The 18,254-nt window shown below is 70.5% G+C and carries 16 protein-coding genes; 9 read left to right on the forward strand and 7 right to left on the reverse strand.

Annotated elements, in window-relative coordinates; all coding sequences use genetic code 11:
- Positions 1 to 90: 90 nt before the first annotated feature.
- The gene (cls, locus tag ACFVSU_RS10390; RefSeq protein ID WP_387141958.1) at positions 91 to 1,566 is read left to right on the forward strand and encodes a cardiolipin synthase; all 1,476 of its coding nucleotides are present in this window, start codon (positions 91 to 93) and stop codon (positions 1,564 to 1,566) included.
- Positions 1,567 to 1,625: 59 nt separating this feature from the next.
- Here the strand turns inward: cls and ACFVSU_RS10395 are convergent, their stop codons facing one another.
- Positions 1,626 to 2,753 carry an AI-2E family transporter gene (locus tag ACFVSU_RS10395; protein ID WP_387141961.1) on the reverse strand — a complete coding sequence of 376 codons (1,128 nt, stop codon included), beginning with the start codon at positions 2,751 to 2,753 and terminating at the stop codon, positions 1,626 to 1,628.
- A 161-nt stretch (positions 2,754 to 2,914) separates the two neighbouring features.
- Here ACFVSU_RS10395 and ACFVSU_RS10400 point away from each other — a divergent pair, with 161 nt between their 5' ends.
- Genes ACFVSU_RS10400 through ACFVSU_RS10410 form a run of 3 tightly spaced genes read left to right on the forward strand, consistent with a single transcriptional unit; the run spans position 2,915 to position 4,113 of the window.
- Positions 2,915 to 3,301 (forward strand): SHOCT domain-containing protein, encoded by a 387-nt coding sequence (locus ACFVSU_RS10400; protein WP_387141964.1) that lies wholly within the window; start codon positions 2,915 to 2,917, stop codon positions 3,299 to 3,301.
- Between the two features lie 24 nt (positions 3,302 to 3,325).
- Positions 3,326 to 3,742 (forward strand): DUF6325 family protein, encoded by a 417-nt coding sequence (locus ACFVSU_RS10405; protein WP_310240253.1) that lies wholly within the window; start codon positions 3,326 to 3,328, stop codon positions 3,740 to 3,742.
- Positions 3,743 to 3,771: 29 nt separating this feature from the next.
- Positions 3,772 to 4,113 (forward strand): SHOCT domain-containing protein, encoded by a 342-nt coding sequence (locus ACFVSU_RS10410; RefSeq protein ID WP_387143472.1) that lies wholly within the window; start codon positions 3,772 to 3,774, stop codon positions 4,111 to 4,113.
- A 101-nt stretch (positions 4,114 to 4,214) separates the two neighbouring features.
- Here ACFVSU_RS10410 and ACFVSU_RS10415 read toward each other — a convergent pair whose 3' ends face one another.
- Positions 4,215 to 5,012 carry a potassium channel family protein gene (locus ACFVSU_RS10415; RefSeq protein WP_387141967.1) on the reverse strand — a complete coding sequence of 266 codons (798 nt, stop codon included), beginning with the start codon at positions 5,010 to 5,012 and terminating at the stop codon, positions 4,215 to 4,217.
- A 112-nt stretch (positions 5,013 to 5,124) separates the two neighbouring features.
- On the opposite strand from ACFVSU_RS10415, the gene ACFVSU_RS10420 reads away from it, so the two are divergent.
- Positions 5,125 to 6,468: an ion channel protein gene (locus ACFVSU_RS10420; RefSeq protein WP_387141970.1), complete on the forward strand. Its 1,344-nt coding sequence runs from the start codon at positions 5,125 to 5,127 to the stop codon at positions 6,466 to 6,468.
- Here ACFVSU_RS10420 and ACFVSU_RS10425 read toward each other — a convergent pair.
- Positions 6,457 to 7,548: a DUF998 domain-containing protein gene (locus tag ACFVSU_RS10425; RefSeq protein WP_387141973.1), complete on the reverse strand. Its 1,092-nt coding sequence runs from the start codon at positions 7,546 to 7,548 to the stop codon at positions 6,457 to 6,459. The genes ACFVSU_RS10420 and ACFVSU_RS10425 overlap by 12 nt on opposite strands.
- A gap of 43 nt (positions 7,549 to 7,591) precedes the next feature.
- The gene (locus tag ACFVSU_RS10430) at positions 7,592 to 8,686 is read right to left on the reverse strand and encodes an AI-2E family transporter (RefSeq protein ID WP_387141976.1); all 1,095 of its coding nucleotides are present in this window, start codon (positions 8,684 to 8,686) and stop codon (positions 7,592 to 7,594) included.
- A gap of 54 nt (positions 8,687 to 8,740) precedes the next feature.
- Between ACFVSU_RS10430 and ACFVSU_RS10435 the strand changes: the two genes are divergently transcribed.
- On the forward strand, positions 8,741 to 10,138 hold the full coding sequence (locus tag ACFVSU_RS10435) for a DUF2252 domain-containing protein (protein WP_387141979.1): 1,398 nt from the start codon (positions 8,741 to 8,743) through the stop codon (positions 10,136 to 10,138).
- Positions 10,139 to 10,141: 3 nt separating this feature from the next.
- Here ACFVSU_RS10435 and ACFVSU_RS10440 read toward each other — a convergent pair whose 3' ends face one another.
- Positions 10,142 to 10,750, reverse strand: coding sequence for a TetR/AcrR family transcriptional regulator (locus ACFVSU_RS10440; RefSeq protein ID WP_387141982.1), 609 nt, complete (start codon positions 10,748 to 10,750; stop codon positions 10,142 to 10,144).
- 163 nt (positions 10,751 to 10,913) lie between these two features.
- Here ACFVSU_RS10440 and ACFVSU_RS10445 point away from each other — a divergent pair, with 163 nt between their 5' ends.
- Together ACFVSU_RS10445 and ACFVSU_RS10450 are read left to right on the forward strand one after the other, a co-directional pair.
- Positions 10,914 to 12,191, forward strand: a complete 1,278-nt coding sequence (locus ACFVSU_RS10445; RefSeq protein ID WP_387141985.1) for an MFS transporter — start codon at positions 10,914 to 10,916, stop codon at positions 12,189 to 12,191.
- Positions 12,188 to 13,813, forward strand: a complete 1,626-nt coding sequence (locus ACFVSU_RS10450) for an amidohydrolase (protein ID WP_387141989.1) — start codon at positions 12,188 to 12,190, stop codon at positions 13,811 to 13,813. Before ACFVSU_RS10445 ends, ACFVSU_RS10450 begins: the two co-directional genes overlap by 4 nt.
- A gap of 3 nt (positions 13,814 to 13,816) precedes the next feature.
- On the opposite strand, the gene ACFVSU_RS10455 is transcribed toward ACFVSU_RS10450, so the two are convergent.
- Positions 13,817 to 14,233: an MmcQ/YjbR family DNA-binding protein gene (locus ACFVSU_RS10455; RefSeq protein ID WP_387141992.1), complete on the reverse strand. Its 417-nt coding sequence runs from the start codon at positions 14,231 to 14,233 to the stop codon at positions 13,817 to 13,819.
- Between the two features lie 124 nt (positions 14,234 to 14,357).
- Between ACFVSU_RS10455 and ACFVSU_RS10460 the strand changes: the two genes are divergently transcribed.
- Positions 14,358 to 17,711, forward strand: coding sequence for a collagen-binding domain-containing protein (locus tag ACFVSU_RS10460; protein WP_387141995.1), 3,354 nt, complete (start codon positions 14,358 to 14,360; stop codon positions 17,709 to 17,711).
- A 63-nt stretch (positions 17,712 to 17,774) separates the two neighbouring features.
- On the opposite strand, the gene ACFVSU_RS10465 is transcribed toward ACFVSU_RS10460, so the two are convergent.
- Positions 17,775 to 18,245, reverse strand: coding sequence for a heat shock protein transcriptional repressor HspR (locus ACFVSU_RS10465; RefSeq protein ID WP_387141998.1), 471 nt, complete (start codon positions 18,243 to 18,245; stop codon positions 17,775 to 17,777).
- Positions 18,246 to 18,254: the final 9 nt, after the last annotated feature.

The following is an 18,254-nucleotide window of genomic DNA, read 5'->3' on the forward strand; positions in this document are numbered from 1 at the left end:
TTCCTCGCGCTCCACCCCGGCGCGACCCGCCGCGAAAATCACGCGTCCTGAACGACGCGCCTGAGCGCGGTGCGATGCCACACTTACCCCGTGGACTCCGGTTTCTTCGCCAACCTGACCTGGTCGCTCGCCGCGCTCGTGCACGCGGCCATCGTGATCACCGCGCTCATCGTCATCCCCCGCGGGCGAAAGCCCACGGCCGCGATGGCGTGGATCCTGCTCATCGTCATCCTCCCGGGCATCGGTGTGATCCTGTATCTCGTCATCGGCAACTTCCGCCTGCCGGCGAAGAGACGTGCCGAACAGGCGCGCATCGACGAGATCATCCGCGGCAGGGTGACCGACAATGCGCTGGCTGAGACGGATGCCTCGTGGCCGCGGTGGTTCCAGCGCGTGGTGCAGCAGAACCAGAACCTGACGGCGCTTCCCGCCTCGGACGGCAACGAGGCGACGCTCCTGCCGCACTATCAGGAGTCGATCGACGCGATGGCCGCCGAGGTCGACACCGCGACGGACTTCGTGCACATCGAGTTCTTCATCGTCGGGTGGGACGACACCACCCGCGGCTTCTTCGCCGCGATGGAGCGGGCGGTCGCGCGCGGCGTCACCGTGCGTCTCCTGGCCGACTACGTCGCGACGAAGAAGGTGGCCGACAGCAAGAAGATGCTGGCCGAGCTCGACCGCATCGGCGTCAAGTGGGCGTGGATGCTCCCGGTCGAGCCCTTCAAGGGCAAGTACCAGCGCCCCGACCTCCGTAACCACCGCAAGATCGTCGTCGTCGACGGCCGCGTCGCGTTCATGGGCTCGCAGAACCTCATCGCCCGGCACTACGACTCTGAGAAGAACATCAAGCGCGGCCTCAAGTGGCAGGAGCTCATGACGCGGCTGACCGGGCCGGTCGTGGCATCCGTCAACACCGTCTTCCTGTCGGACTGGCTCATCGAGACCGGAGAAGACCTCTCGGCCACGGCCCAGGTGCCGCCGGCTCAGCTGCCGGTGTCGACCGCGCCCGACGCGCTGCAGTGCCAGGTGGTGCCGAGCGGCCCGGGCTACGACACCGAGAACAACCTGCGCCTGTTCCTGTCGCTCATCTACGGCGCGACCGAGAAGGTCATCCTCACGAGCCCGTACTTCGTGCCCGACGAGGCGATGGTCTACGCCATCACGAGCGCGTGCCAGCGCGGGCTCGAGGTGCAGCTGTTCGTCTCCGAGATCGGCGACCAGTTCATGGTGTGGCACGCGCAGCGCTCGTACTACCAGGTGCTCCTCGAGGCGGGCGTGCGGATCTTCCTGTACCCGGAGCCGTTCATCCTGCACTCGAAGCACTTCTCGATCGACGACGACATCGCCGTCATCGGCTCGAGCAACATGGACATCCGCTCGTTCAGCCTCAACAGCGAGGTGTCGCTCATGGTGCGCGGCAAGTCGTTCGTCGCCGGCATGCGCGAGGTCGAGCAGGCCTACCGCGACGCCGGCCGCGAGCTCACCCTCGAGGAGTGGCGCCGCGAGCCCGCCAAGGCCACGTTCCTCGACGGCCTGATGCGCCTCACCTCTGCCCTGAACTGACGCTTCTGGGGACGGATGCCTCGGCCCGAGGCATCCGTCCGCCACACGCAGGGAGCCGGCTAGACCTTGAGGTTCTGCCGGGGCACGACGACTTCGCGGATGATCAGCAGGATCGACGCCATCACGGGCAGGGCGACCAGGACGCCGACGATGCCGGCGAGCGCGCCGCCGGCGAGGGCGCCGATGAGGACGAGCGCGGCGGGGATCTCGATCGCCTTGTTCATGACGCGCGGGCTGACGACGTAGGACTCGATCTGGATGTAGACGAGGTACGCGATGAAGAAGATCAGCGCCTGCTGGGGGCTCGTGAACAGCGCGATGATCGACGCGAAGATCCAGAAGATCACCGAGCCGAACAGCGGGATCAGCGTCACCACGAACGCGATCACGGCCATGAGCGCGGGGAACGGCAGCTGGATCACGACGTGCAGGACGAAGACCACGGCGGCGTTGATCGACGACAGGATGACCGAGCCGATGAGGGCGCTGCCGACGGAGTCGGTGATGCGCTCGGTGAGGTCCGCGAGGCGCACGCGGCTGTGGGCCGGAGCGAGGTCGTAGAACGCGCGCTTCGCGGCGGTGAGCGACGCGAGGAAGTACAGCGTCAGCGCGATGACGACGAAGCTCGCCGAGATGGCTGCGACGAACCCGACGCCGACCGCCAGGACACCGCCGCCGAGCGCCGCGAGGGTAGACGGCGCCGAGATCCACGCGGAGATCTGCTCGAGGGCGCCGAGGACGGCGACCTGCGCGTCGGGGGTGAGCCGCGAGAACCAGTCGGACTGCGGGATGTTCTCGACGGCCTCGGGGATCGCCTGGACGAGCTGCACGATCTGGGCGACGACCGGCGGCAGCACGAAGACGAAGAAGGCCACCGCGATGAGCGCGAAGCCGCCGAAGACGATCGCGATGCCGGCGCCGCGCTTGACCTTGTGGCGCTCGAGCATGCGCACGATCGGGTCGAGCCCGATCGCGAGGAACATGCCCAGGATGATGTAGACGAGGATCGTCGAGATCGACCCGATCGCCGTGCCGAGCACGATCGCGCCGAGCACGCCGATCGTGACGAGGAACCCCGTCGCGAGCGGATGGTCGAGCCCGGCCAGCACCTTGGAGAAGCGGCGGGGGCGCTCGTCGACGACCGCGGCGGTCACGCCGGCGTCGGAGCTCTCGGGTTCATCCGTCATGAGGATCATGATGCCGCCAATGCGTACAGAAATCGTTCAGATTGCGTCATGTGCAGACGGCGTGTTTGGGGGTAGTGTCGCGACCACGGCGCGCGCAAGGGGCGCGAGTCACAACCTCACAGCGGCGGGCTCCGGTCCGTCCCGACGATTGGCTACCTCGCATGGGCAATATTGGGGAACTGATTCTCTGGTTCTTCTGGATCTTCGTTTTCGTGGCGTACCTGATGGTGCTGTTTTCGATCATCGGCGACCTCTTCCGCGACGACTCGCTCAACGGCTGGCTGAAGGCCATCTGGATCCTGTTCCTGATCTTCGTCCCGTTCCTCACCGCGCTGATCTACCTGATCGCCCGCGGCAACGGCATGCAGAAGCGGTCGATCGCGCAGGCCCAGGAACTCCGCGCTGCACAGGACGCCTACATCCGCCAGACGGCGGGCTCCGGCGGCTCCAGCGCGACCGACGACATCGCGAAGGCCAAGTCGCTGCTCGACTCGGGCGCGATCTCGCAGGCTGAGTTCGACGCCCTCAAGGCCAAGGCGCTGGCATAAGCCGGCACCGGAACAGGAGAAGACATGACGACCTTCGACTACGGTCCGATCGAGTTCTACGCGATCGGCTTCGAGGGCGACCGCCCGGGTCCGGCAGTGCTCCAGGCGATCGACGACCTCGTCGCCGCGGGCACGGTCAACGTGCTCGACCTGGTGTTCGCCCGCCGCTCACCCGAGGGCGAGATCGAGGTGCTGGAACTCTCCGACACGATCGACGACGGCGCTCCGGCGCTCGACCTCGCCGGACTCGCGGGCCAGGACGACATCCTGTACCTCGCCGAGAACCTCGAGCCGGGTTCGTCGGCCGCGATCCTCGTCGTCGAGCTGCTGTGGGCGAAGTCGTTCGCCGCGGCGCTCTACGACGCCGGTGGCGCGGTCATCGCCCGCGAAGGCATCCCGGCACCGATCGTCAACGCGTTCCTCGCCGAGAACGCGGACTGAAGGAGGAAAGACACATGCCACTCGGAAGAATGGGCCGTCCCGGCCTGATCGGCATGGCCGCCCGCACCGCTGTCGTCGCCGGCACGGCAACGGCAGTCTCGGGCAGCGTTGCGCGCCACCAGCAGCAGAAGTACTACGACCAGTCGCAGCAGCAGGCCTACGAAGCCCAGGCTCAGCAGGCTGCCATGGACCAGGCGGCGGCGCAGGCCGTCGCCAACGCCCAGGCCGCCCAGGCTCCTGCTCCTGCGCCGGCTGCCGCGCCCGCTGAGGACGACATGATGGCCAAGATCACGCAGCTCGCGCAGCTGCACGCTCAGGGCATCCTGTCGGACGAGGAGTTCGCCGCCGCGAAGGCCAAGCTGCTCTCCTGACGCATCGCGTCGAGAAGGCCGCGCTCCCCCACGGGGGACGCGGCCTTCTTGCGTGAGGGGGATGGATGCTGCGCCCCGCCGCGCGCTCGGATCCCCGCGGATCAGCCGCCCGGGCGGTCGTCGCCGCCGTCGCCCATCGGCCCGTGACCGTGCTCCGGTCCCGGGCCGCGCTCCGGTCCGGGCGCACCGCCTGGGGTGCCCGGCGCCGGAGGCGCCATGAACGCGTCGAGCTTCTCGGTCAGGATGCGCAGCTGGGCGCGCGTCGCCGGCTCTTCGTCGTCGTGCTCACGGGCGGCCCGCTCGAGCACCCACGAGGCGAGCGTCGCCGTGATCACACCCGCGAGCGCCACCCCGCCGAACATGAGCCCGACGCCGACCCATCGGCCTGCGCCCGTCACCGGCGTGTAGTCGCCGTAACCCGTCGTCGTGACGGTGACGGACGACCACCAGATCGCGATGTCGAAGGTCGTGATGTTCGCGTCCGGGGCGTGACGCTCGGCCTCCAGCACCGCGAGGGATGCGAGGTAGATGAGGATGAGCGACGCGCCGACGCCGTAGACGAGGATCTTCGTGCGCAGCGCGCCGCCGGCGGTCGTCCTCATCCCCGGCACGTACGTCAGCACGCGGAGCAGGCGAACGAGCCTCAGCACCGGGATCACGGCGAACGTCAAGGCGGCCAGGTGCTTGCGGAACCACACCCGCTTGTCCTTCGCCAGGGAGAGGCGCACGAGGTAGTCGGCGATGAACATCGCCCACGTCACAGCGATCACGGTCGTCGCGACGGTGCGGCCCGGACCATTCAGGTCGGCGATGACCCGCCACGAGTACGCCACCAGGTACGCGAAGCCCGCGACGATCAACGGCCCGGAGGTCCGCTTGTGCCAGGTGTGCTCGTCCACAGCCGAATCATGGCGTATGCGCGTCGCTGAGCCCGGCGGGCGCGCCCCGCCCGGCGGGATCTCGTCGGCCGCGTTCCTCGCGGCGGTGGGCCCCGGCCGCTATCGTGGCGCCATGCCCGGCCCCTCCGCCGCCTCGCCCGCACCGGCCACACCACCGGGACCGCAGCTCACCGTCAGGCGACTGGTGCTGCTGTCGATCCCCGCGATCCTCATCGGCGTCCTGTCCGCGCTCTCGCTGCGCGCCGTCGACCTCCTCGCCGACCAGGTGGACGACGGGCTCTGGACGAACCTGCCGAAATCGCTCGGCATCGCGCCCGACTCACCGTGGTGGATCTTCGCCGTGCTCACCTTCACCGGCATCGCTGTCGGGCTGGTGGTGTGGCTCGTCCCCGGCCACGCCGGCCCGGATTCGGCCACGACCGAGCTCGCGGCCACGCCGCTCAAGCTCTCGGTGCTCCCCGGCCTCGCGGTCGTCGTCATCCTCAGCCTCGCCGGCGGCGTCAGCCTCGGCCCCGAGAACCCGATCATCGCGATCAACGTCTCGCTGGCGGTGGCGATCCTCGCCCGGATCTCGAAGGCGGTGCCGCCCGCGCTGATCGGGGCGCTCGCGATCTCGGCGACCATCGGTGCACTGTTCGGCACCCCGGTCGCCGCCGCCCTCGTCTTCACCGGCATGGTGGGCGAGTTCAAGATGGGCGGGTCCCTGTGGGACAAGCTGTTCCTGCCGCTCGTCGCCGCCGGCGCCGGCTCGGTCACGACCTACCTCGCCGGCGGCGGCTTCGGCTCAGAGTCGCCGTTCGACCCCTACGGCGGCCCGCAGCCGCTCGACCTGCTCACCGGGGCGCTCATCGCGTGCGCGGCGGCCGCTTTCGGCCTCGTCGGCATCTATCTCTTCCCGCTGGTGCACCGCGCCTTCCATGCGCTGCGGCATCCGCTGCTCTTCACCGCGCTCGGCGGCGTGGTGCTGGGTCTGCTCGGCGCGATCGGCGGCCCGATCACCCTCTTCAAGGGCCTCGACCAGAGCGCGGAGCTGCTCGCCGACCCCAGCGCTTATCCGCCGGGCCAGCTCACCATCATCCTGCTCGTCAAGATGGCGGCCCTCGTCGTCGCGGCATCGGCGGGATTCCGCGGCGGCCGCATCTTCCCCGCGGTGTTCCTCGGCGTCGCCGCCGGCCTCCTCGGCAGCGCGCTGCTGCCCGGCCTGTCGCCGTCGCTCGCCGTCGCGTGCGGAGTGCTGGGCGTCGTGCTCGCGATCGCCCGCGACGGGTGGGTCGCCCTCTTCGTCGCCGTCGCGATCGTGGACGACGTGACCGTGCTGCCGATGCTCTGCATCATCGTCCTGCCCGCCTGGCTCGTCGTCACGAAGGCACGGGAGATGCTGATCACGCCGGACGACCTCGCCCGCGAGCGGCCCGGCGCGCGACTCCCCTGGGATCGGGCGAGCTCAGTCCGCTGACGACCCCTGCTGCTGGTCCTGCTGCAGCGCCGCCGCGTTGCGGATGAACAGCACGATCCACGTGAACACGAGGATGCCGGCGACGAGCTCGACAGCGGTCAGCGTGTAGTAGCCGATGAAGAAGAAGACCGCGAGCAGCAGCGTGACGGCGAGGAAGAGCCAGCCGAGCGCGACGAAGGCCCGCGAGATGCCGGTGATCCACTTCGGAAGCGCGATGACGAGCACGCCGAATGCGGCGACCATGCCGGACGCGACTCCGGTGTGCAGTGCGAAGAACCTGTCGACAGGGAACAGGCCGACCATGCCGAGGAACACGCCGAGCACGATGAGGGTCACGCGCACGCGCCCGATGCCCTTCGGGTTCGTCGTCGGGATGCCGTGCGTGGAGTAGCGGGCGAGCGTCGTCACGAGGAAGCCGGCGACGATGATCGTGATGTTGAAGGCGAAGGCCGAGACGTTCGACGACATGCCGAGGGCGCTGAGGTTGTCCTTCCACCAGTTCGGGTCGCTCGCCGTGAGCATGCTGGCGAGGACGCCGAACACCAGGAAGACGGCCAGCACGACCGCGAGCAGCTGCAGGTCCATGTGCGTGGCGGAGTAGAACGCGAGATAGCCGCTCATCGCGGCGGTGGCACCCGCGAGGAGGAGCACCGGCAGCGCGAAGACCGTCGCGCCGATGAACGCCTGCTCGAGGATGACCGCGAGCAGCGTCCAGCCGAGCAGCGCGATCACGCCGTGCGCGAAGGCGAGTGCCACGACGTCGATGTAGTCCAGCACGCCCAAGCGGCGGCCGCCCTCGTGACGGTGCACGACGACCCGTCCGGCGATCACCGCCAGGAAGGCGACGACGCCCGAGGCGATGGCTGCAAACTGGCCGACCGAGCCAGGGCCCGAGATGGGCGCGGCCTGGAACTGGAACGCGACCAGCGACACGAGGGCGACGATGACGAACGAGATCGCCCCGACGCCGAGCGCGAGCGACTCGAGCGACCGCTCGCTCGAGGCGTCGAACATCCCCCGCGTGCTGCGGGGCGAGGCGGGCTGCTCGGGGGTGGGTCGATCGAGCGAGGTCTGGGTCATCGGGGGCTCCGGGAGGACTCGGGTGGTGCGGGCGAGGGGTGGATCAGGAGTCGGAGAGGGATTCGCGGGCGGCGGACGCCGGCGTGGCCGTGCGGTCTCCGGACAGCCACCGCAGCCATAGTGAGCCAGGGTCGCCCTCGAGCACCAGCGTTCGCACGAACAATGTCAGCGGGATCGAGAGGATCGCGCCGAGCGGGCCGATCACGAAGGTCCAGAACACGACCGAGAAGAAGCTCAGCGTGAGGCTCAGATCGACGGCGTCGCTCACGAACTTCGGCTGCACGAGCACCTGCAGCACGACGTTCACGACGCAGTAGATCGCGATGACGGCGAGGAACAGCGGCCAGCCGCCGACGACGAACGCGAGCACCGCCGGCGGGATCAGGCCGAGCACGAACCCGATGTTCGGGATGAAGTTCGTCACGAACGCGAGCACGGCCCACACGATCGGTGCGGGCACGCCGAGGGCCCAGAGCGCCAGGCCGTCGATGATCGCGACGATCGCGCCGAACGACGCGTTCACGACGTAGTACCGGCGGACCCCGGTGTTGAGGCGTCCGATCCGGGCGAGGACCGGGCGGCGGCCGGCGCCGAAGACCCGCTCCGCGTCGCGATACCGGGCGGCGTCGGCGGCCGTGAAGATGATGTACGAGACGACGAAGAACAGGGCGGTGACGACCCCGATCACCGTGCCGCCGATGCTCCCCACGAGCCCCAGCAGCGCCTTGGGATCGAGCACCGAGGCGGCAGCATCCGTCGCCTGCTGGTCAAGACCGACGGACTGGAGCCACGCCAGGAAGTCGTCGAGGCTGCCGCGCAGCTGGTCGAGATAGTCCGACACGAGGCCGGCGAACTGCACGCCGGCGACCCACAGCAGGACGCCCATGATCGCGAGCACCAGGTAGGCGAGCAGGATGACCGCGGTGGTACCGGCCCAGCGGGGCCAGCCGCGCCGCTCGAGCGGCCGCCGGATGGGCTCGCAGATCACGACGAGGACGATCGCGAGGGCAAGCGGGCCGATCAGGCTGCGCGCGAAGTACACGCCCGCGAGGACGACCACGCTCGCGGCGAGCACCAGGAGCACGCGCAGGCTCGGTGAGATCGCGGGGGGCGGAGCGGGCTGCGCGGCGCGGGTCACGGCGTCAGGGTACCGCTCTTCCGAGTCGGCGCCGCGCAGTGCCACACTGGGCCCATGTCTACGATCGACGCCTCGCCCATCGGCCGCACGTGGGCCCCGCTGCCGTCCTACGCCGACCACGTCGCCGAAGGCCGCGCCGCCCGTGAGCGCAATCCCCGCGAGGCGCTCGCCGAGCTTCCGACGAACGACCGCGATCCGATGGGGATCCTCGACGCGCAGGATGCGGACCGCGTGCCCGAGCTCGTGCCGCTGCGCACCGAGCGCATGGCGGCGAGCGCGTTCGCGTTCTATCGCGGCACGGCGGCGCTGATGGCCGCCGACCTCGCCCGCTCGCCGTCGAGCGGGGTGAGTGTCGGGTCGTGCGGCGACGCGCACGTATCGAACTTCGGCCTTTACGCCTCCCCGCAGCGATCCCTCGTCTTCGATCTCAACGACTTCGACGAGGCCGCGTGGGCGCCATGGGAGTGGGACGTCAAGCGGCTGGTGACCAGCATCGTCATCGCGGGGCAGTCGACTGGACGCGCGGACTCGGTGGTGCGCGAGGCATCTCTGGATGCGGTGCGGGTCTACGCCCGCGCGCTCGGCACGGGCGCGAAGCGCAGCCCGCTCAAGCGGTACTACGACCGCTTCGACGCCCTCGCCGCCGAGCGCGCCGTCGACGCCGACACCCAGGCGGCCATCGACTCCGCGATCAAGGAGGCGGAGAAGCGCACCGGCGCACGGGCGGCGAAGAAGATGACGCAGGTCGACGACGAGGGCCGCGTCGTCTTCGTCGAGGCGCCCCCGACGATGACCCACATCGACGCGCAGTCGGAGGAGCGCGTCCTCGGGGTCTTCGACCAGTACGTCCAGTCGGCGAACATCGACATCCGGGCGCTCCTGCAGAAGTACCGTCTCTCCGACATCGCCCTGCGCGTGGTCGGGGTGGGCAGCGTCGGCACGCGGTGCTTCGTGATCTCCATGCAGGACGGCGACGACGGCGTCCTCCTGCTGCAGGGCAAGGAGGCGGGCAAGAGCGTGCTGATCGAGTACGGCAAGGCGGAGCAGCCGGAAGTCGTCTCGCGTTTCATCGACCAGTTCGGCGACGGCGGTCGCGTGGTCGGCATGCAGCGGATCCTCCAGTCGGTGTCGGACCCGTTCCTCGGCTACCTGCGTCGTTCGACCTACGGCGCGCAGCGCGACTTCTACGTACGGCAGTTCCGCGACAAGAAGGGCGGGTTCGACATGGACGAGCTCGACGACTCCGCCTTCCTCTGGTACGCCGACGCGTGCGCGGCGACGCTGGCCCGCGCGCACGGGCAGTCCCCACTGTCGGCCGCGGTTGCCGGCTACGTCGGCGGCGGCAAGGTCGCGGGCGAGGCGATCCTGAAGTGGGCGTACGCCTATGCCGACCTCTCGCGGGCCGACTGGGAGCTGTTCCGCACGCACCGCGGAGTCGACGCGGCGAGCTGAGGCTCAGCGGCGGTTCTGCAGCCGCAGGCGCAGCGACGCGACGAGCATCTCGAGGCCGATCTCGAAGGCGGCGTCGCTGCGCTCTGCGCCGTGCGCGGCATCCGTGATCAGTCGTCCGAGCGTGGCGGTCGGCACCGTCGGCTGCCAGATCTCGTCGGGCGAGGCGAGGTCGAGGCCGAAGCCGATCGCGTAGGCGTCGACGATGGCCACGATCGCGAGCACCTCGTCGTCGGGCACGCCCGCGTCGACGAGTGCGGTGGCGAGCCGGTCATAGCTGCCGATGACGCCCGGGTCGGTGATCGTCTTGCCGACGATGAGCGGCACGATCAGCGGGTGGTCGGCGTACAGGTGACGCAGGCCCCGCACGGTCCCCGTGACGATCTCGTCCCACTCCCCCGTCATCGGCTCGGGGAAGTACCTCGCGCCGAGGCGTGAGCGCATCAGCTCGATGATGGCGTCCTTGCCGTCGACGTGGTTGTACAGCGACGACGGCGTCACCCCCAGCTTGCGGGCGAGGGCGTTGACCCCGAACGTGTCGCCGGAGTCGGCGAGGTCGATCGCGGCGTCGGCGATCAGATCGACCGACAGCAGGTTCACGCGAGGACGCGGCATCCGTCTTCCTCCCTCCCGGTCAGCCTAGCTTCGGCGGGTCTGCCGAAATCGGGGCTTCCCGGATCCGTCACACGCGTGCAACAATAAACGAATACCGTTCGTTTACCGGCCAGGCTGGCCGGGTGTCGCACACCGTCGTGCAGAAACGACAGAAGGATCCCGTATGAACGACCTCACCGCTCGCGTGCCCCTGCGGTTCCCGACCGCAGCCGCGACCTTCGCCATCGGCATCGCCGGCTACCTCGGCGTCAACCTCTCGCCGTACATGATCACCGCCCTGCAGACCGGCTTCGCCGTTGACGTGCTCACCGCGAGCTGGATCGTGACCGCGACGCTGCTCGCCACCGCGATCACCGGTCTCGCGACCGCGCCGCTGTGCGCGGGTGCGCACCGTCGCACCGTCGCGCGCATCGGTCTCGCGGCCGGGCTCATCGGGTTCGTCGCGGCGGCGCTCGTCCCGTCGGCGGGCGTCGCCATCACCGGGCTCCTCGTCGGCGGGGTCGGCGCCGGCTGCGCCGTCGCCGCCGCGGGCGCCGCCCTCGCCGCGTTCCGCAACCCCGACCGCGTGGCGGGGTTCAACGGCCTCGCGAACCGCGGCGTCATCACGATCGTGCTCGCGGTGATCCCGCTCATCGGCCTCGCTCCGGTCGACGTCTTCGGTGCCCTCGCGCTGTTCTGCCTCATCGGCCTGGTGGCCGTCGGCTGGCTGCCGGTCGCGCCGGTCATCGACCCGGAGGCGGGCGCGGCGGTGCCGGAGGCCATGCCGGTCACGATCCCCGAGACGGGCGTCGTGCGCAGCGTCCGCGCGCGCACCGCCTCGCGCACGGTCACGATCGCCGGCTTCGTCCTGCTGGTCACCTTCGCCCTGTGGGCGGCGAGCGAGGACTCGCTGTGGGCCATGGCCGGCGTCATGGGCGGCGAGCAGGCGGGGCTCACGCCCGAGGGGCTGGGTCTCGCACTGAGCGGCGCGACCGCGGGCGGACTCGTCGGCTCCGTGCTGCTCATGATCGTCGGCAACCGCCTCGGCCGCGCGGTCCCCCTCGTGGTGCTCCTCGTCGCCGGTGGTGCCCTGAAGATCGCGCTCGGCTTCGCGAGCGACCAGACGGCGTTCATCACGCTCTTCATCGTCTGGAACACCATCTACGCGATCGCCTTCATGTACTTCGTCTCCACCTCGGCCGCGCTCGACGCGGACGGCCGCTGGTCGGGCCCCCTGCTCGCGGTGTACCTCGTCGGATCGGCCCTCACGCCGGTCATCGGCGCGGCGCTTGTCGAGGCGTTCGGCTACCAGGGATTCACCGTCGTGCTGGGTGTGGCGAGCTTCGTGCTCGCGATCCCGGCGGCGATCGTCGCGGCGATCTCGACGAGGGTGGAGCAGGATGCCGCGGCCGAAGCCGCTGTCGAAACACCCGCCGCCGAGACCGAGGAGCTCCACGCATGACCACCACCATCTACACCGGAGGACGCATCTTCACGGCCGGTGCGGAGCCGTGGGCCGAGGCCCTCGTCGTCGCGGGCGACGGGGTCGTGTTCGCCGGCGACACGGAGGGCGCGCACGCCGCGGCGGGCGCGGAGGCCACCACCATCGACCTCGACGGCCGGCTGCTGCTTCCCGGGTTCACCGACGCGCACACGCATCTCGTGATGATGGGCGAGGCCCTGGGGCGGGTCGGGCTGACCGACGCCCGGACGCTCGCCGACATCCAGGAGCGCCTCCGTGCCGCACGGGCGGCGCAGCCCGACGCCGCGCGCGTGCTGGGACGCGGGTGGCTGTTCGACTCGGTCCCCGGCGGCAGGCCCACCGCCGCGATGATCGACGCCGCGGTCGCGGACGTGCCGGTCTACCTCGACGCGAACGACTACCACTCGTGCTGGGTGAACTCGGCGGCCCTCGCCGAGCTCGGCATCACGCGCGACACGCCCGACCCCCTCGGCGGAAGCATCGGCCGCGACGCCGACGGCGAGCCCGACGGCATGCTGTACGAGACGGCGGCGCAGACGCACGTGTGGGCCTTCCTGGCGGCGCAGACCGACGACGACGCCCGCGACGCCGCGGTCGAGCGGACGCTCGCCGCCTACGCCGCCACCGGCGTGACCGGGGCGGTCGACATGGCGTTCGACGACTTCGGGCTCGCCGCGTTCCAGCGGGCGGCCGAGCGGCGCGGCGGGCACCTGCCGGTGCGCGTCGCCGCCCACTGGTTCGTCGAGAACACCGGCGACGAGGCGGCGAACCTCGCCCAGGTCGCCCGGGCCGCGGAACTCGCCGAGACGGTGCGCTCGCCCTGGCTGCGGATCGTCGGCATCAAGCTCGTGATCGACGGCGTGATCGATGCGTGCACGGCCGCGATGCGGCATCCGTATTCCAACGGCTCGAACGCGGAACCCATCTGGTCGCTCGCCGACATCACCCCGGTCGTCGTCGCCGCCGACGCGGCGGGCCTGCAGATCGCGCTGCACGCGATCGGCGATCTCGCCAGCGACATCGCCCTCGACGCGCTCGAGCACGCCGCCGCGGTGAACGGGGACCGCACCCGCCGCCATCGCATCGAGCACCTCGAGTACGCCTCCCCCGGCACGGCCGAGCGCATGGCGCGACTCGGGGTGACGGCATCCATGCAGCCTGTGCACGCCGACCCGGCCATCTTCGACAACTGGGCCGCGATGCTCGGCGACGAGCGCGTCGACCGCGCGTTCGCGTGGCCCGAGTACGTCGACGCGGGCGCCCTGCTCGCCTTCTCGACCGACGCGCCCACGGCGCCGCACGAGGCCCTCCCGAACATGTACATCGCCGCGACCCGGCGCTCCGCGCTCGACGACTCGTTCGCCCCGCGGCACCCGCACTTCGCGCTGCCGCTCGCCCAGGCGCTCGGACATGCGACACGGGATGCTGCCGCCTCCGTGGGCGACGGTGCGACGCGCGGACGGCTCGAGGCGGGACTCGCCGCGGACTTCGCGATCGTCGACGCCGACCCGTTCGCCGACGGTCCCGAGTCGCTGCTGACCGCCCGGGTCGTGCGAACTGTCGTGGCCGGCGAGACGAGGTACGACGCGGGAGTGCTCTGAGCGCTATCCGGTTACGGGCGGGTGCGCCGCGAGCCAATCGTTCCCGACGCGCTTGGTCACCTTGAGCAGCCACGCATCGGTGATGACTTCGCGCAGCTGCTCGAGATCGATGGCGTCGAGGCGCACGAGCACGGCCGGGTAGCCGTCGAAGTGCGGGATCGTGAAGAACGCGTCGGGGGAGGTCTCGAGCAGCGCCTCCTTCACCTGCGCGCCGTCTGTGCGCACGCCCACGACGTCGCCCGGCGGCCACTCGCGCCCGAGCGCCGCGAGCTGATCGAGGTCGCGGCCGCTCGGGCCGCGCTGCCACACGAAGAGTCCTGCGGGCGTACGCCAGCCCGCCCCGCCGCGGTGCCCGTCGACGCGCTCGATCACGTCGGGGAACCCGAGAGCGATGGCGCGGACGTCCTCGAGGGTCGCCATGCCCTCCATCATGCGCCCGATGCCGGCGCGGGTCGAGCCGGTGATTGTCCGGTTGATCAGGACCGATAGGGTACGAGGACCGGGCGGCGCCCCCTCGCGGCTCGGTGGGAGAGGGGTCTCGTACATGCCTGGTTTCGACCGCCCGCGTCTGCGCCGCCTGGTCGCCGGTCTCACCGCGACATTGCTCGCCGCCACGGGCGCGGTGGCGGTCGGCGCGATCGATCCGCAGCCGGCCGCCGCGGCGTACCCCGACTCCGTCAACCCCTTCGCGATCGCGGGCGGCTTCACGGTCTACGCCCGGGAGGACGCACTGCTGCAGAACCAGGAGACGGAGGGCAGCATCGCGGTCGGCGGGACTGCGACCGTGCAGGGCAGCAGCGGGCAGTACACGATCATCCACGTGTCCGCCGGCACCGGGAACTACGATCTGCCGACGGTCGACGGCGACCCCACCCGGTTCCTCGTCGGCGAGTACAGCACGGCGAGCACCGGCATCCTCGCCATCACGAGCGCCGGCACGACCGACCCGGCGCTGTGGGGCGACCTCAAGATGGTGCAGCGCGACGGCGGCTGGCAGGCGTTCCCGCGTGCCGACTGGCTGCGCCTCAACCAGAACCCCTCCAACGCCGACCAGACCCCGCTCATCGACGCGACCCACCAGCAGTATCCGGCGGATGCTGCGCCCCCGTCCGGTGCGACCGGCAACGGCAGCATCTACACGGCGAACACCTCCGCCACGGCGGTCGCCGATTACGTCGAGGCGAACCGCGACGCGTCGTGGGAGGAGGCGTCGAGCTGCTTCGACGACATCGCCGACCCCACCACCGGCGTGGGCTACCACGTCGGCGTGGCCGAGGACGCGGGCGACCGCGTCGTCCTCGAGAAGCTGAGCCCGGACCAGCCGAACATCGTGGACTACGCCGACATCGCCGGCGCGTCGCTCATCCAGTTCTCCCCCGGACCGACACCTGGCGTGTCGAACCCGCTGGTCATCCGGGTGCCCGCGGGGACGACCGAGGTGATCGGCGCGCGGGCGGATCCGCAGGGCGTGCACTCGCCGTACATCGTGTGGGACCTCTCGCAGCTGACCGGTGACGTCACCGTGACCGCCGGACAGGCCCGCATCGACGGCTCGATCTACGCGCCGAACGCCTCGGTCACCGTGAACGCGGCACCGCTCGACGGCCAGGTGATCGGTCAGAACGTCATCATCCAGGGCGGCGAGGTCCATTCGTTCCTCTTCTCGGGTGAGATCTCGTGCGACGACGCGAGCGGCACCTTCGTGGTGCGCAAGGCCCTGTCCGGCGGCATCGGGCCCGGCGATCTCCCCGAGGGCGCGACGTTCACCGTCAACTACCGCGCCGTGGACCCGGACGACAACGTCACGGTCGGCTCGCTCGAGGTCCCCGCCGACGGCACTCCGGTCCCCGCCGGCGAACGGTTCCCCGAGGGCACGGAGATCACCTTCGAGGAGATCACGCCCCAGACCGTCCCCGGCTGGGAGTGGGGCGACGTCGAGATCGACCCGAACCCGCTGATCGTCGGCACCGGCACCGCCCAGGTGGTCGTCACGAACACGGCGACCCGGTTGACGGGCACCTTCAGTGTCTCGAAGTCGATCGACGATGCGTCGGGCGAACCGCCTGTGCTCGAGGGGACGGTCCCCGTCACGTGGATCGCCCGCTACGGCGGCGAGCAGATCGGCACCGGCACGATGAACGTGTCCTTCACCGGCACGCCTGCCGTCCCCGTCGACGGGAACGGCGCCCCGATCGCCTTCCCGGTGGGCACGCGCATCATCCTCACCGAGAACCTCGACGGCATCGATCCGCCGCCGGGGTACGACTGGAGCGGGATCGGGTGGAACCCCGGGCGAACGTTCGTGATCACCGATGCCGACACGACCGTGGCCGTCGAGCTGACGAACTTCGTCACCCCGACCGACGACGGCCGTACGATCACGATCGTGAAGTCCGCGACCGGCCCGGCCGCTGACCCGCGGTTCGGCTACGAGGTCACCTACAACACGAACCCCGCCCCCGAGCGGGCGACCCTTCCCCTGCCGGTGGGTGTGCCCCAGCTGATCGAGGACCTCGAGACGGGCACCGAGACGCTGGAGCTCGCCGAGCTCCCGCCGACGTTCGAGGGCGACACCGTGGCGAACGTCGACGACTGGGTGCCGCCCGTCTTCCACGTCACGATCGACGGCGTGACGACTCCGTACCAGCCGGACGGGTTCGGCGACATCGTGGACATCCCGCTGCCGCCCGACTCGGAAGCCGACATCGAGATCGAGGTGACGAACGCGCTCAAGGAGGGCACCTTCACGATCTCGAAGGAGTTCGACGGCGTCCCGCCCGACCAGGTGCCCCCGGGCCTCGAGTTCACCGTCGCCTGGACCGCGTACTTCCCGACGACCGAGCCCGAGGACGTGATCCAGCAGGGCGTGCTGCGGGTCCCCGGAAACGGTGCGCCGGTCGGCCCCGTCGACGACGCGGGCGAGCCGCTGCTGTTCCCCTACGGCACCGTCGTGACGTATGAGGAGCAGGCGGCGCCGACGATCCAGCACGTCTCCTGGCTCGGCGCCGCGTTCGACCTCGAACAGCTCACGATCGGCGTCGACGACCAGGCCGTGGTGCACGCGACGCTCACCAACGACGCGTCGCTGATCGAGGGAACGTTCCTCGTGCAGAAGAGCATGGACGGCCTCGACCCGGACGACCTCCTCGTCGACTCGTTCACGATCGACTACGTGGCGCACCTGCCGAGCCGCGACGTGCTGGTGGGCCGGTTCGAGCTTCCTGCCGACGGGACGCCGGCGGGTCCGGTCGACGGCGAAGGCAACCCGATCTTCTTCCCCATCGGCACGATCGTCAACGTCCTCGAGGAGGAGCCTGACCCGTCCGCGCTGCCAGAGGGCTACGAGTGGGGCGAGACGACGTGGAGCCCGGCGAGCTTCGTCGAGATCGGCCCCGGCGAGACGCCGCCGGTGCTCGAAGTCACCAACTCGGTGGTCGCGATGACCCGCTGGGCGGTGACGAAGGTCGTCGCCGGCAACGGCGGATCGTCGGTCCCGGCGGGCACCACGTTCCCTGCCGATTGGTGGCTCAACGGCGTCGCGCAGCCCCGCATCGAGCTGGAGCCGAACGTCACGATCACGTCGCCGTACTTCCCGGTCGGCACGATCATCGAGGCCCGGGAAGCCGACCTGCCGTCGATCCCCGGAGTGGACTGGGGAACGCCGACATGGACGGTCGCCGGTGAGACGCTCATCCCCGACGAGGACGGGAAGGTCACGCTGCCGATGTCGGAGGTGCGCACGCCGCAGACGGCGGAGCTCACGCTGACCAACACGGCGAGCACACGTCCGCTTCCGGCCACGGGCGGCGGCGGGCTCTCTCCCCTCGTCCCGCTCGGAGCCGTCGGCCTGATCGCGGTGGGGCTCCTGCTGGCCATGAGACGGGCGCGACGCGCCTGACGCACGACCCCGGGCGCACACGAAGAGGGAGGGGACGGCATCCGTCCCCTCCCTCTTGGTGAATCAGTCCGCCGGGGTCTCGTCCGGGGGTTCGCTCTGCTGCGCGAGCGCCGTGCGCGGACGCCACACCACGACCTCGGTCGCGCGGCGCACACGCGTGCCGTGACGCAGCGTCACGACCGCGCCGGTGGATCCGGCGGCGAAGACACGGGCACCCGGCCGCTTCTCGAGTTCGGCGCGCATGCGGTCCTCGAGGTCGCGGACGCGGCCGTGCAGCTCCTGTACGCGATTCTCGAGCTCGAGGATGCGCACGATCGCGGGAAGGCCGATGCCGTCCGACGACATGCGGGCCACCTCGCGCAGCTGCTCCACGTGGCGCAGCGAGTAGCGCCGTGACCCGCCCTGTGTGCGGGCGGGCACGACCAGCCCGAGCCGGTCGTACTGACGCAGCGTCTGCGGGTGCATGCCCGACAGCTCGGCGGCGACGGCGATCGCGAAGATCGGGGCATCCTCGTCGATGTCGTCCTCGGTCATCCTTCTCTC

The sequence above is a fragment of the Microbacterium sp. NPDC058062 genome (genome assembly GCF_042885375.1).
In the GTDB taxonomy this organism is placed as follows: Bacteria; Actinomycetota; Actinomycetes; order Actinomycetales; family Microbacteriaceae; genus Microbacterium; species Microbacterium trichothecenolyticum_C.